Source organism: Flavobacterium sp. H4147 (assembly GCF_029360735.1).
In the GTDB taxonomy this organism is placed as follows: Bacteria; Bacteroidota; Bacteroidia; order Flavobacteriales; family Flavobacteriaceae; genus Flavobacterium; species Flavobacterium endoglycinae.
The window spans coordinates 1,381,722-1,395,448 of the sequence record NZ_JARKNB010000002.1; the positions used below are offsets into that span (position 1 = coordinate 1,381,722).

Genomic DNA, 13,727 nt, shown 5'->3' on the forward strand with positions numbered 1-13,727 from the left:
TGCAAATAATCCATGAATTAAATATCTCATGAATTATACAAGCCTCTAATAGGTAAAATATTTTTTATGTATTTTGTACATTTGGAAGACTCCTAAACCCATAAAAACAAGTGAAATAAAACCCGAAGTTACAGGCTTTGAAAATAAATCTGTAGTATGAAATACTGCTTTTAAAAGAACAATCAAAGTAAACATTCCCGAAAAAACACCTGTAAAGGTTCCAAGAATATAATAATATTTCAACTTTCTTTCTATGGTAATGTACTTTCCATTAAGCAAATATAAATTCCATCCTGCCCAGAAAGGGAGCTGCAAAAAATTAAAACAGTTTAAAACGATACCAATTATAAAAGGCGGATACATCAAATAGTCATGAAAGGTATCTGAACCTGTTTTTGCATTGAAATTGAAATGAAAAGTAAAAGCGAGAACAAACATAAATCCAGCTCCAAAAAAATCAATCAGCTTCATTATTTTTTTGTTATTTAAAAGCTCTCCTGCAAAAATAAGGGTAAAAAAAATGACAAAAATTTCTACAAAAATAACTCCGAATAAAAAGAAGACTAAATCCTGAAGACCTGATTTGGTGTAAATTTCCAATCCAAAAAGGTTTAAATACCCTAATGGAATCGATCCTAGAAAACTTACTATAAATCCAACACCGATATTTTTTAAGCTTTTCATTTTAAAAATTCATGATTTTATTGTTTTGTGCCAAATGTAATTTGTATTCACGCAGGCCTTGTTTGTAATTTAAATAAGGAACTCCCATTTTATGATTCTCAGCACTTATTTCATACATATAGGTAATGTGCCGCGCGAGTTCTTTCCATGCAAACCATACAGAATGCTTAGGGTCGTAAATATGTGTTGGCTCGCTTGCCGCACCGTTAAGTTCTACAATTTGAAAATTTTCTCCTCGTTCTAATTCTTCAAAAGTATTGTACATAATATCAAAGCGTCCAAAATAAAACTCTGGAATTTCGGCTGCGATGTCATTGATTGTCTTTGTTAACTTTGGAGTGATCCAATCGCTGCCGTCAAGAAATTTTGCACCTCGGGCGTGATTTCCGTAAGGGACTAAATTTAATGTTTCGTCAGCCTGCAAAATGTGCTGGAGTTTTGAACCATATTCTGCTTTTAAAGCATGAAGCTGAAGTTCGAATCTAGGATTCTTTTTTATTAAATCTTCAATAGTGGATTGACCATCTCCTTTTACAATCAAAAATTCTTTAGATACAATTCCTGTAATTTTTCCCTTTTTTTGCAGTGGATGTCGAACATAAAAAACACCAACTTCTTTTTCGAACGGAATAAAATCCTGCAATAAAAAATCAAAATTTGCTTTTCCAGCATAATCCACTAGTTCTGAAAGTGTTTTAATTTTTTTTACTCCCGAACCACGCAGTCCAATATCAGGTTTTGCAACTAACGGAAAATGAATTTGTTTTTCGGTTAAAAGAGACACTATATCTTTTACATCTGAATTTTCGCGAATTAAAATTGTTTTCGGATATTTTTTTTGCGGCAGCAAATCATAAATTTGTTTTTTACTCTCCATAATAAAACCACCATTTTTAATTTTGGGATTAGAGGCGTTAAAGAAAAAAATAGATCTTGCTTTTAGAGCATAATAAATCCAGAGAAAATAAATGGGGAAATACAAAACTTGAAAAGGCCAATATTCCCAATTGGTAAGTTTGTGAAAAAATAACTTCATCTTTCTGTTTTTAAATTCGGATAAAAGAAGCTGAAAAATCTTCTATTTTAACTAAATCATAATATTTCATTGCACCTTTGTTTTGCTCAGTAACAACCTGCGTAACACTTAATGTTTTCATTATGTTTTCTCTATTAATAATTAAACCATTTTGAGTATCGCCGCTATGGGTGTTTTTATGAAAATCAAGCATATCAAGAGCTGCGATTTCATTTTTATTTTTCAAAAAATCAAAAAACCATTTTGATCTTTCTTTCCTTATCTCTTCTGGATACAAGGTGACTGATGACCAGATATGATTTTGGTTTTCATCCAACTGTACTGTTCTTTTATGGCAGCCATCCCAGATCAATTCAAATAAACTTTTTTCCTGATATAAAACTAGCGTAAAGGGTTCTATGTTGTCGAGATTAATCTGTTTCCAAAAATCTTTTGGCGAATCTTTTTCAATGATATCCAGTACAATTAATCCACGGCTTTTTCGGTATTCAGATGCAGGATTGTGTTTTATAATTCCACCATTTAATAATACTAAAACAGTTCCATTTTCATCCATTGCAAACCAGGTTCCACCAGCTTTCGAATCTTTTGGATACATGATTTTTTTTCCGTTATGATTATAATGTCGGGGAGCTGCGGCAACGGGACGAATTGTTTTTTCGTCGCGGTTTGAGGTAATAATTGCAACTCCATTACTGTTTACAAAACTTACTGTACACATTGTTTTCTATATTCGATAGTTGATTGAGCCACACCAAAATTTTCATCGACTGAAATATTTTCAAACTGCAATAAGGCTACTTTAATTAACGCCTGATGGTGTACGCAATGTTCAAGATTGTAAAGCAGTTCTCTGTAATAATTACTTTGGATTCTCGTCGTAAGACCATCAATATATTGTTCCAGAAACATGATTTTATTTTCACTCTGCAATCCTGCTTTTATGTCGATAATGCATTGTTTCGCAAATTCAGTTTCTGTTTGTATTCTGTTATTTCTCTGACGTTTATCATAATTCAAAACTCCTGAATCATAATCGCTTTGAAGGCACTGAAACATTTCCAAAATATGTCTGGTATGTTCTCCAATTGTGGCATTGCTTAACGCATTACAGGATTTTGAATACTCAGTATCCGATAATTGATTTAATAAAACTGTTAACTCATCTAAACTTCGGCATATTGATTTTAATAACATAACTTTTAATTTAGAAGATTGAACAATTGTTTTTTATTTAAATAAAGTAATCCTAAACTGCAGAATAAAGTAATAACGGCCAATGCAAAAAGTAATCCTCCGTCATTTTGAATCTCGATGCCTAAGACAAATAAGTGTGATAAAATAGCTCCAAACATAATTCCGGCTGCAGCAAAAGCACCAATCCATGTTGCTCTGGGTATTACAATTAAAATGGCTGCGATGAGTTCTGCTATTCCAGAGCCAATTCTTCCATACGGTTCTATTCCCAAGCAGGAAAATATATATACGCTTTCTTCGGCACCGCTGAATTTAAAAAACAAGGTCTGAAGTAATATTACTGAGGCTGTTATTCTTAGAATCCACATTATAACTTCTCTTTTCATGGCTTCTGATTATTATATATTTTTTTCCAGTTATTATCAGCTTTGGTTTTTAAATTACTCTCGTCTTTATTCCAGCTTTTGAGTGTATTATTAAAATAAGCATTGTAGAATAAATACAATTTACCATCTATAATTTTAAATGTTTCCGGATTTATTTCGACTTTTTCTCCAGAATCTCCCATGGCATACGCACACCAGCCGCCGTATTGAGGTTCGTATTTGACTGGATTTTTTAAAAATGTATTTTTATTTTCTACTGATGAAAAATTATAAACCACTCCCTGATACGAAACTGAAATTTCTTTTTTGCCTTTAACCGCTTTTCCCAGATTAAAATATCCCACAGGATCATATCCCTGAATACCTAATTTATTTTCTAAATTATACAGATTAATTCTCTTTGCTTCATTTTGGGCAAATGAACTACCTGAAACTAAAATCAATACGAATACTATTAGCTTTTTCATGTTCAATTTATTTTAAGTTTTTTAATACTGCGATTAATAATTCTGTAGATATACGTTGTTTAATATTGGGTGAGATATATTCAAAAAGTATATCGCCTTCTGTATTTACAACAAAAACTGAAGGAACAGGCAGTAAGCTGTTATTGATTCCGTTTGAATGTTTACGGATTATTTCTTTATAGTTTTCGGGTGCTTGATAAGAAATTCCCACTGCATTTATTAAAGTTCCTCCTGCATCGGAAATTAAAGTATATTTTACTTTGTCTTTTTCTTTTGTTACTTTTAGATTTTCAGGAGAATCTGGACTTACAGCAATAATTTGATATCCCAAATCGATAATTTGCTTTTCGGCTTCAGCCAATGCCTGTAAATGCATATTACAATAAGGACACCAGCCGCCACGATAAAAAACAAGAACTGTATTTTTCTTTTTAAGCAGTTCCGAAATGTCAGCATCTTTATTTTCAGATGTTTTTAAAATAACATTTGGAATTTTTTCTCCTATAAGTAAAGGAGCAATATCATTCGCAGATTTAGGAACTGCGATTTGTGCATAAACAGCCGAATTAAGGACTGTAAGGAAAATTAAAAGTAATTTTTTCATAATGAATTTGTTTTTGCATCTTTTTAATGATGTAAAATTATTGCACTATGAAAAAGCAAAATGTCGGCTAATTTACATTTAGCCTGAAATAATTATAATTTAGTGATATCAGAAATGATAATTTCTTTTCTGTTGTACCTTAAGAGCTGGCTGGCTTCCATTTCATTGAGTAACTGGACAGCAGTTTGTCTTGAAGTGCAGATAATTTGAGCAATATCATTCTGCGTCAAATAGTTTTCAATTGCTACTAGATTTCCATTTCTAACGCCTTCTTTTTCTGCCCAGTCTTTAAGAAATTGATAGAGTCTGGTTTTGGCATCTTTAGAAATTAAATTGGCATAACTATTTTTTATACGCTTCATTTTTAAGCCAACAAATTTGGTATATGAAATGGCAAGCATTGGATTGCGCAGCAATAAGTCTTCAAAATCCGACATTAAAAAACTGCAGATTACCACATCGTCAGAAAGTACTTTGGCATATTCTTCGACTTTACTATCTGTTTCCAATGTTAGTTCGCCAAATAAATCTCCTTTTTGAATAATATCCTTTATGGTTTCGTTACCATCATCATCAATAGCAACAATTTTTATATTTCCTTTTTTCAGTAAAAAAATACGAGGCACATCTGAAGAAGAAAAATAAATAATTTCTCCTTTTGATGCTTTTTTAAAACCAGTTATAATACATAATTGCTTGATTTGGGAATAGCTCAGTGTTCTAAACAATTTATGATCCCGCAAGTACCAATATTTTAAATCTTCGTACATAATGTATATTTTCTCTGCGTAAATATAAGCATTTATCATACGATCGTATGCCTAAAATCTTTGTGTGTTAGGCAGTATAAATCTGGAAGTTTGTAAAGTGTGAAAAAATTAATTTTCTATTTAAATAACTTTCCAGCAAACTCATTTAAGCATCTTCTCCAGGTAAGCCATTCATGAGCTGTTTCTGGAGACTCATAATATTCATATTTGATGCCCTGCTGCTCGAGCATATTTCGAAATGCACCAACCGATTTAGGAAAAGGAGCAGGTTCTTTGGTTCCTAATCCGAACCAGAAAAGTTTAATCTGTTTATTTAAGGCATTTCCATCTTTATATTTTCCATCTAAAAATGAAGAAACATCTATGGCATCTGAATTTGGATAATTTGCCGTACCGCTGAATCCGCCATAATATGAAAAAGTATCCAAATGATTCATCATAATTCTCATGGTTTGATTGGCTCCCATTGAAAGACCTGCAATAGCTCTATTTTCTCGTTTTGGAATGGTACGGAATTTAGCATCAATCATAGGAATTACTTCTTTAATAAGGACTTCTTCAAAAATGGATTCCCTCGGCTTATTTTTATCCGATGGCGTATTTTTTTGATCTTTATAAGCATACCCATTGTCCATTACAATAATCATGGGAACTGCTTTTTTTGAAGCTATCAGATTATCTAAAATAAGGTTTGCTTTTCCTTGCGATGACCAGCCTGTTTCGTCTTCAAAACTTCCGTGCTGCAAATAAAGAACGGGATAACGTGTTTTTGTATTTTCATTATAACCGTCTGGAGTATATACCAAACAACGTCTAAAAGAATTGGTTAGTTTTGAGAAATAGATATTTTCGCTTACGAGACCATGAGGAACATTTTTTAAAGCGAAAAAATCCTGATCGGCCGAAGGAATTTCTATACCGCTTCCCCATCTTCCTGCACCATAAAAATAAAGACTTCCCGGATCTGGAACGGAAGCGCCATCGATATTTAACTGATAATAATGAAATCCTTCATCCTGCGGATTCGATTCTCCTGTCCAAACGCCTTTTTCATCTTTTTTCATATCGTATTTCACACCGCCAATATCCAGCTGTACTTTGCTTGCATTGGGTGCAGAAATGCTGGTGCGAACGCGTCTTTGCGAATTGACCTGAGGAAATATTTTTTCGGGCTGATTTACAGACGAAGGCGTAAAATCTTCCATAATAATTGATTCTGACTGGGCATTTGCTGACTGAAAACACAAATTGACAATTGCAATAACGGCGGTAATCGATAGTTTCATATTTTCCTTTTTAGTTAATCATCTGTATGTAAAATCAATATTTATTGAAATAAAAGCGGAGCCAATTCTTTGAAGCTTCTGCGCCAAGTCAAAAATTCATGGGCTGTATTTTCAGAAACATAAGAAAAGGCATTAAATCCAGCATCCTTAAGCGTTTTTACTGCGGACTTCACTGATTCTGGTCTTTCGCGGCTGCCGCAGCTTATAAAAATCAGTTTTACTTTTGACTTATCTTTAATTTCTTCAGGTTTATAGGTGCCGCCGCTTAAGAGTGCATAATGCGAGAAAACATCTGGTTTGTTTAGCGTAATAGAATGTGTTTCCATTCCGCCCATTGATAAACCCGCCATAGCGCGATTTGCCTGATTGGAAATGGTACGGAAATTTGAATCGATGTAAGGAATTAATTCGTCTACGAGAACCGTTTGAAATGGTTCTATTTTAAAACTTGCCAATCCGCCGTATTTAATTTCGTTAGTCATTCCGTACGTCATCACAATAATGAATGGCTTTATTTTGCCTTCTGCAATTAAATTATCCATAATTAAGTTAACACGCCCTTGATTGCTCCAAGCCGTTTCATCTTCTCCCCAGCCGTGCTGCAAATACAAAACCGGATACTTTTTGTCTTTATCTTTATGATAAGAAGGCGGAGTATATACAAAAGCTCTGCGTGAGGTATTAGTGCTTTTTGAAGGAAAAAGAATCTGCTGCACATTTCCGTGCGGAACATTCTTCAAAGTATAGAAATCTTGATCGTGTGCCGGAATTTCGATCCCACTTTCCCAGCGTGTCGATCCGTAAAAGTTAAGCGCACCCGGATCGTTAAAAACTCCGCCGTCAATAGTTACGTGATAATAATGAAAACCTTCATCCATCGCACCTTCTGTCGTGCCTTTCCAATAGCCGTCCTGATCTTTTGTAAGAACGGTTCCGCCTTTGGCTCCGCCCAATCCCAGACTTACTACAACAGATTTTGCTTCGGGAGCTGCAATTTGAAATCGTGCATATCCTTGAGAATTAACTTTTGGATATTCCTGCCCAGGCTGATTAAGCACTGAAGGTTTAAAATCTTCAGCAATCGAAGTCGTGTTTTGAGCAAAACCCATGATTCCTGATAAAATTAATACGATAATAATGCTATACTGTTTCATGATTTTCTGTTTAAAAGTTATTTTACTTCTGGAACAATAATTTGGTATTTTCCGCTAAGATGCATTAGACTAAAAAGATACATCAGTCCATCGTAATAGGGATCAAAGTAACCGTCTTCATAAGGCTCGAGTTTTGCATTCCAAACGGCGTGAACAAAATCTATGCTTTCTTTATCGGGATTGACTAATGATGCAGTGGCAGAAGTGGCTACTAATCCAATTGAATGTCTGAGTTTTTTAACAGGGCCTGCTTGAAGAATAAAATCTGGCGTCGAACCATCTAGATTAAACTGATCTTCAAATTGGTCCAATCCTTTAGATCGGAGAAAATTTTGAAATCGTTTTGCATATTCTTCCTGCCATTTTTTATCTTTTCCGTACCAAGTGTAATCCATGGCCACATTCATAGGAACGCGCCACGAATCGTAACGAAATCCGGCAGGCATCCAAGGTGTTGGATGCGGTTCACCTGTAAATTCGGTATAATCTGAATTGAGACCTGTTACAGGATGGCAGGCTTTATGCAAAAAATTACGCGAAACTTCTGCGCATTCTTTATAAAATTGTTCGTGGCCATCTTTAGCATACAATGCCCATATTTCATAGAATGCAGGAACATGATAAGAAGGATCTGTCCAATTATAGCCTCCGCCTTCTGGCACAAATGAAATCTGTTTGTGTTCGGTATTTATAATATTATGCACATTTCCAGTTCCGTCTTTTTTCCACATCGCATCCAGTATTTTTCTGGCTTCTTTGTAGTAGTCTATTCCTGTCGCGTTTCCCCATTTGTTGGAAGCAAAAAGAAGGCTGGTTACATAGTACAATTCGCCATCTGAAGCAGATCCTGGAGAGTTTTGCTTTTTAGTTAACGGATTCACACTCCAAGCAAAATACCCTTCTCTTGGTCCATCTTGATGCTGCATGTATTTTACAGACCATCGCCAAAGACGATCGAAAACTTCTTTTTTATTAAGTTGAACGCCAACCATCATTCCGTACGACATTCCTTCGGTACGGGCATCTTTATTTTTAACATCTGAAACATAGCCGAGAGCATCTCCTTCTTCAAAATATACTTTGTTTGGCCCTTCAAAAATATCATAATAGGCTTTGGCCACTTTTTTGTCTATTTCATCTTGGCTGTAGCCTGCTTCTTTAAAAAGATTTCGGTATTGGGGTCTTTCGGCTTCTGTTTTTGCCGTTTTCTTTTGCTTCTGTCCCATAACCGAAATTGGTGCAGCGAGTGTGAAAATTATGGTCAAAGCAGAAATTATAATCAAATATCGGTTTGATTTTTTTTTATGTAGAGTCATATTTATCTGTTTAAATATTAATTATTCATCAGAAAAAATAAATGAGTTTTTGTTTTGGATTTAAGTCTACTGTAATGCATAAAGTGTTTAATCGCATTAATGCAAATAATAAACAGCGCATTCCTGCGCTGTTTATAAAAAACTAACTTAACTTAAACTAACCAAATTTTAATGTTTTTAATACCCAGGATTATTATCGCTTGGTTTTATTTTAGGATTAGATGATGTTTCTCTATTAGGTATTGGCCATAGCTCACTTTTACCAGGAGTAAAACCTGTTCCCTGCAATACGGTGCTTGCTATACCCCATCGTATTATATCGTCAAAACGAGATTGTTCTCCTGCAAATTCTACTTGACGCTCGTGTACAATTGCAACAAAAACTGCTTCTTTTGTTGCCGTGATATTAGTGGTAAGGTTTGCTCTATCGCGAACTTGTTTAATGTATGCTATTGCTGCTGTCTGCGATCCGCCATCTCTTTGGTTTTCGCACTCTGCTTTCATAAGCAGGACATCTGCATAACGCATTACTTTAAAGTTAATACTTGATCGCGTTGCTTCATCTTCTCTTGTGTAATAGTTTTGATATTTTTTCCAGCCTGCTCTTCTAATTCCTGCAGAGGTAGTAAAATTACTTGCGACCATTACTTTGGTTCCTTTTAAATATGAAGAACCCGGCACATAAAAAGTGTCTCCGAAACGGTTATCACCAGCCTCATACGAATCTAAAAGATCATCTGATGGGTAAACATTGTACCAGCTAAGATTTCCGTATTCCTGACCTCTAAGTGTTGACTCATCAAAACCAGTTCCGCCGCTATCACCAACAGCTCCCCATTGATCCCCGGTTCCGTTTTTTTCGTCAAACTCGATTTCAAAAATCGACTCTTTACCGTGTTCTGTTTCTTCCATAAAGTTGTTGTAAAAATTACCTTTGTCTTCAAGGCTGTAACTTGTTACGTTATTTAAAGCAGCCAAAGCTTCATTGTATTTCTTTTGATATAACAACACTTTACCCAATTGTGCATACGCGGCCTCTTTATTGGCTCTTCCTGCCGATTCTGAAGCTTTTGATAAAAGATTTTGTGATGCAAATACAAGGTCTTCTTCAATTAAAGCGTACACCTCGGCTTTAGGGCTTCTTGGATTTCCAACAATAGTTCCTGATTTATAAATTGGTATATCTCCAAAACGTCTCACTAATAGAAAATAATAGTATGCTCTTAAAAAATGAGCTTCGCCTAAATATTTATTCTTTTTTTCCTGAGATAAAACAGAATTAGGAAGAGCATTTATTTTGGATTCGTTATCCAGCACAAAATTGGCTCTGGATATTCCTATATAACAAGATTCCCAATAGTATTGAATAATATCGTTTCCTCCATTAAAAGAAAAGTCTTGAAAAGGTTTCTTATTACCTTCTAACTGTGGGTTTCCTAAAGCATCGTGCCCCATAAGATCCATTGCGAAGAAAAGATTTCGGCCGTAGAGTCCTCTTGTTTGAAGATTTGCATACGAAGCATTTACGGCAGACTGCACCTGTGCTTCGGTTTTAAAGAAAGTTTCAGGCGATAAGGTATTAGGATTTGTCAATTCTAATTCGCCAGTGTCACATGAAGTCATGGTTAAAACTCCAGACAGTACTATAAGTATATATTTAATTTTTTTCATCGTCTTTAAATATTAAAATGTAACATCAATTCCAAAAATTACTGATTTTGGCTGTGGGTATCTTCCTAAATCAATACCTGCTGAATTTGCATTAGCATCTGCACGCGCAATTTCAGGATCTAAACCAGAGTATTTTGTAATTGTGATCAGGTTCTGTCCGCTTATGTAGAATCTTGCTTTTGAGAAATAACTTTTAAACGCATCTCCAGTTAATGTATATCCCAAAGCGATGTTTTTTAATCTTGTAAAAGAACCGTCTTCAATATAGCGCTGGTTTGCAGAAGACCAGTTGATATCTGCTCCTTGTGCTCTTGGTAAAGTAGCTGAAGGATTTGTTACGACACCATTTACAACATTTGCTCTGTCTAAAACGTCTGTGCTGGCGTTAAACAAGCGGTTCATCCCTTTTAGATCGAAAGTGTTTGCGTTATAAATATCGTTACCTGCAACTCCGGTTATAAAACAGTTAAAATCAAAATTCTTGTATGCGGCATTTAGGTTTAAACCGTAAGTAAAATCAGGATATGGATTTCCTATGTTTGTTTTATCATCTGAATTGATCACTTTATTGCCGTCACGATCCACAATTTTAATATCACCTGGTTTTATAGTAGTCTGGCCTGGTCCAAATACGGCATCTACTTCTGCTTGATTTTGGTAAATTCCGTTGGTTTGATATCCATAAAAATAGAATAACGGCTGTCCTACTTCTAATCTAGAGAAGTTTTCCAGACCTGCTCTTGCTGATGGACCGCCTAAAACACTGGTTACTCCAGGTGCTAAACTCACTACTTCATTTTTACTTGTGCCTAAATTTGCTACGGCAGACCATGTAAAATCTCCTTTTCTATCGTTGTACCCAAGTGAAATTTCAAAACCACTTACTTTTACATCGGCAATATTTTGGATCTGTGTTCCACCACCCGCAGACCCAACAGAAGCTGCAAGAGGAACCGCAAAAAGAATATCACTGCTCTTATTGTTGAAATATTCAAATGAACCTGTAAATTGATCATCAAATAAGCCAAAATCCAAACCTATATTTCTATCTAGTTTTGATTCCCATTTCAAATCTGGATTAGCAGCAACACCTAAAGAAACACCTGGTGCATTTGCTCCTCCAATTGGATAATTATAATTAGCCAGCAAAGTAGCACTGTATTGATAATTGTCGATTCTGTCGTTTCCTGTTGTTCCTGTACTGGCTCTAAGTTTTAATGTGCTGAAAATAGAATTCTGCATAAAATTTTCTTTCGCTATATTCCAACCTACAGCAACAGAATAGAAATTACCCCATCGATGATTCGCTCCAAAACGAGAAGATGCATCTCTACGTCCTGAAACAGCTAGAATATATTTATCCTCATAATCATAGTTGATACGGGCAATGTATCCAATGTTTTTTTCCTCATAATTAGCAGATCCTAAACTTCCTTCATTGTAACGAAGCTGATCGATTTCGTTTGAAATATAATAACGGCTTCCAGCAGCTAGACTTTGAGATTTTCCATCAATTTTAGTAATAACTCCCAAAACTTCAAGATTGTGTTTGTTTGCGATTGTAGTTTTATAGGTTAAACTGTTATCAAAAACAATTGTCTGGCCTTGAGAATTGGTTTCGTTTGTTGAAGAAAATGCCTGTTTATGGTAAGAGCCATCTTGAAAACTTGGAATAAATGTATGGTCTTTACTTGTATAATAATCTAAAGAAACTTGTGATCTGAATTTCAATCCTTTGTAAATTTCTAATTCTGCGAAAATGTTTCCAATGATCGATAAATTATTAATTTTTTGATATCCTAAATTGGCCACACGTACTGGATTTTCAGCATCATTTCCGTCGATAGCGCTTGGTCCTTGATATCCTCCTATACTGTTTTCATTGTAAATTGGAAAATAAGGTGCCATTTTAATAGCATGTTCTAATAATGTTCTTCCGCCTGAACTACGCTCTGGATTGATCGTACTGAAAGAAACACCAATATTACTTCCTACTTTTAGTCTGCCAATATCCTGTGTATTGTTTGCTCTAAAAGAATAACGCTCAAAACCTGTATTAATAATTGCGCCATCTTGTTTTAAGTATTCTGCAGAATAACGCCCTGTCGAAGTTTCAGTACCATTTGAGAAACTCAAATTGTAATCCTGCATTACTCCAGTCTGAAAAATCTGATCCTGCCAGTTGGTATTAATGTTTCCAAACTCTGCGGCTCTAGCTGTTAAATCGCTTCCTAAATCTTTAGCGTATTGAAGGTATTGCTGCGTATTTAAAACACTGTATCGTTTTGTTACCTCCTGTCCGCCAACATACGTACTGAAGGTTAATTGTCCTGGACCTTTTTTCCCTTTTTTAGTAGTAACTACAATAACCCCGTTAAAGGCTTTAGAACCATATAAAGCAGTGGTCGAAGCATCTTTTAAAACAGAAATGCTCTCTATGTCATTAGGGCTTAAACCTGAAAGATTTCCAGTTAAAACACCATCAATTACATATAAGGGAGCACTATTTCCCATAGTAGCCAGACCTCGAATACTAACCGTAGGATTAGATCCTGGGGCACCATTTACAACTGTAACCCCAGCTGCACGTCCTTGTAAAGCAGATTCTGCATTGGTAATGGGTACTGCGGCAATATCTTTTGAGCTTACCGTCGAAACTGCTCCTGTAACTTTAGTTCTCTTTTGAGTACCATAGGCTACTACAACTTCATTTAAATTTTGTGTGGATTGAACAAGAGTAACATTAATTGAATTTCTTTCACCTACAGTAATCGTCTGTGAAATTAAGCCAACATAAGAATAAGTAATTTTATCGGTAGGATTTACACCGTTTAAAGAATATTTACCGTCAAAATCTGTTGATGCGCTGTTTTTTGTACCTTCTACAATAACACTGGCACCAGGCAGAGGGAATCCTGAAGGATCAGTAATTACGCCATGAATGGTCTTTGATTGAGCCATTATACTATGACTGCTTATCAGCAGCAGTCCAATTAGTGCAATTTTAAGTTTTAACTTCATAATGGTTTTTGTTTGGTTTAAATAGTTAATGTGGTTTTGTTTTCTAATTTTTAATATTCATAAGTGGTATTTTATTCGTTACTAGTTGAAAATCTATCATTCTTAAATAGATATTTCAATGTAAATCAGATCGAT

General features: G+C 35.0%; 13 protein-coding genes. All 13 read right to left on the minus strand.

Going from position 1 to position 13,727, the window contains the following annotated elements; all coding sequences use genetic code 11:
• Positions 1-45: 45 nt before the first annotated feature.
• The 13 genes from P2W75_RS13825 to P2W75_RS13885 all read right to left on the minus strand — a co-directional run bounded on the left by P2W75_RS13825 (position 46) and on the right by P2W75_RS13885 (position 13,592).
• The gene (locus P2W75_RS13825; protein ID WP_276380898.1) at positions 46-684 is read right to left on the minus strand and encodes a hypothetical protein; all 639 of its coding nucleotides are present in this window, start codon (positions 682-684) and stop codon (positions 46-48) included.
• 1 nt (position 685) lies between these two features.
• Positions 686-1,720, minus strand: a complete 1,035-nt coding sequence (locus tag P2W75_RS13830; RefSeq protein WP_276380899.1) for a D-alanine--D-alanine ligase — start codon at positions 1,718-1,720, stop codon at positions 686-688.
• A 10-nt stretch (positions 1,721-1,730) separates the two neighbouring features.
• Entirely contained in the window at positions 1,731-2,441 is a 711-nt protein-coding gene (locus tag P2W75_RS13835) for an NRDE family protein (protein WP_276380900.1), read from the minus strand.
• Positions 2,429-2,917, minus strand: coding sequence for a DinB family protein (locus tag P2W75_RS13840; RefSeq protein ID WP_276380901.1), 489 nt, complete (start codon positions 2,915-2,917; stop codon positions 2,429-2,431). The genes P2W75_RS13835 and P2W75_RS13840 overlap by 13 nt, the downstream gene beginning before the upstream one ends.
• A gap of 5 nt (positions 2,918-2,922) precedes the next feature.
• Positions 2,923-3,303, minus strand: a complete 381-nt coding sequence (locus tag P2W75_RS13845; protein ID WP_207297338.1) for a DoxX family protein — start codon at positions 3,301-3,303, stop codon at positions 2,923-2,925.
• Entirely contained in the window at positions 3,300-3,770 is a 471-nt protein-coding gene (locus tag P2W75_RS13850) for a YHS domain-containing (seleno)protein (RefSeq protein ID WP_276380902.1), read from the minus strand. Before P2W75_RS13850 ends, P2W75_RS13845 begins: the two co-directional genes overlap by 4 nt.
• 7 nt (positions 3,771-3,777) lie before the next feature.
• The gene (locus P2W75_RS13855; RefSeq protein ID WP_276380903.1) at positions 3,778-4,374 is read right to left on the minus strand and encodes a peroxiredoxin-like family protein; all 597 of its coding nucleotides are present in this window, start codon (positions 4,372-4,374) and stop codon (positions 3,778-3,780) included.
• Positions 4,375-4,466: 92 nt separating this feature from the next.
• On the minus strand, positions 4,467-5,144 hold the full coding sequence (locus P2W75_RS13860) for a Crp/Fnr family transcriptional regulator (RefSeq protein WP_276380904.1): 678 nt from the start codon (positions 5,142-5,144) through the stop codon (positions 4,467-4,469).
• A 116-nt stretch (positions 5,145-5,260) separates the two neighbouring features.
• Positions 5,261-6,430, minus strand: a complete 1,170-nt coding sequence (locus P2W75_RS13865) for an alpha/beta hydrolase-fold protein (RefSeq protein ID WP_276380905.1) — start codon at positions 6,428-6,430, stop codon at positions 5,261-5,263.
• Positions 6,431-6,471: 41 nt separating this feature from the next.
• Entirely contained in the window at positions 6,472-7,584 is a 1,113-nt protein-coding gene (locus P2W75_RS13870) for an alpha/beta hydrolase-fold protein (protein ID WP_276380906.1), read from the minus strand.
• Positions 7,585-7,601: 17 nt separating this feature from the next.
• Positions 7,602-8,900, minus strand: coding sequence for a glycosyl hydrolase family 8 (locus P2W75_RS13875; protein ID WP_276380907.1), 1,299 nt, complete (start codon positions 8,898-8,900; stop codon positions 7,602-7,604).
• 177 nt (positions 8,901-9,077) lie between these two features.
• On the minus strand, positions 9,078-10,571 hold the full coding sequence (locus tag P2W75_RS13880) for a RagB/SusD family nutrient uptake outer membrane protein (RefSeq protein ID WP_276380908.1): 1,494 nt from the start codon (positions 10,569-10,571) through the stop codon (positions 9,078-9,080).
• Between the two features lie 12 nt (positions 10,572-10,583).
• The gene (locus P2W75_RS13885; RefSeq protein ID WP_207297346.1) at positions 10,584-13,592 is read right to left on the minus strand and encodes a TonB-dependent receptor; all 3,009 of its coding nucleotides are present in this window, start codon (positions 13,590-13,592) and stop codon (positions 10,584-10,586) included.
• Positions 13,593-13,727 lie beyond the last annotated feature (135 nt).

Bases quoted from the DNA above. Each gene is read 5' to 3' on its own strand.
- P2W75_RS13825 (WP_276380898.1), bottom strand. From the start codon at position 684: ATGAAAAGCTTAAAAAATATCGGTGTTGGATTTATAGTAAGTTTTCTA.
- P2W75_RS13830 (WP_276380899.1), bottom strand. From the start codon at position 1,720: ATGAAGTTATTTTTTCACAAACTTACCAATTGGGAATATTGGCCTTTT.
- P2W75_RS13835 (WP_276380900.1), bottom strand. From the start codon at position 2,441: ATGTGTACAGTAAGTTTTGTAAACAGTAATGGAGTTGCAATTATTACC.
- P2W75_RS13840 (WP_276380901.1), bottom strand. From the start codon at position 2,917: ATGTTATTAAAATCAATATGCCGAAGTTTAGATGAGTTAACAGTTTTA.
- P2W75_RS13845 (WP_207297338.1), bottom strand. From the start codon at position 3,303: ATGAAAAGAGAAGTTATAATGTGGATTCTAAGAATAACAGCCTCAGTA.
- P2W75_RS13850 (WP_276380902.1), bottom strand. From the start codon at position 3,770: ATGAAAAAGCTAATAGTATTCGTATTGATTTTAGTTTCAGGTAGTTCA.
- P2W75_RS13855 (WP_276380903.1), bottom strand. From the start codon at position 4,374: ATGAAAAAATTACTTTTAATTTTCCTTACAGTCCTTAATTCGGCTGTT.
- P2W75_RS13860 (WP_276380904.1), bottom strand. From the start codon at position 5,144: ATGTACGAAGATTTAAAATATTGGTACTTGCGGGATCATAAATTGTTT.
- P2W75_RS13865 (WP_276380905.1), bottom strand. From the start codon at position 6,430: ATGAAACTATCGATTACCGCCGTTATTGCAATTGTCAATTTGTGTTTT.
- P2W75_RS13870 (WP_276380906.1), bottom strand. From the start codon at position 7,584: ATGAAACAGTATAGCATTATTATCGTATTAATTTTATCAGGAATCATG.
- P2W75_RS13875 (WP_276380907.1), bottom strand. From the start codon at position 8,900: ATGACTCTACATAAAAAAAAATCAAACCGATATTTGATTATAATTTCT.
- P2W75_RS13880 (WP_276380908.1), bottom strand. From the start codon at position 10,571: ATGAAAAAAATTAAATATATACTTATAGTACTGTCTGGAGTTTTAACC.
- P2W75_RS13885 (WP_207297346.1), bottom strand. From the start codon at position 13,592: ATGAAGTTAAAACTTAAAATTGCACTAATTGGACTGCTGCTGATAAGC.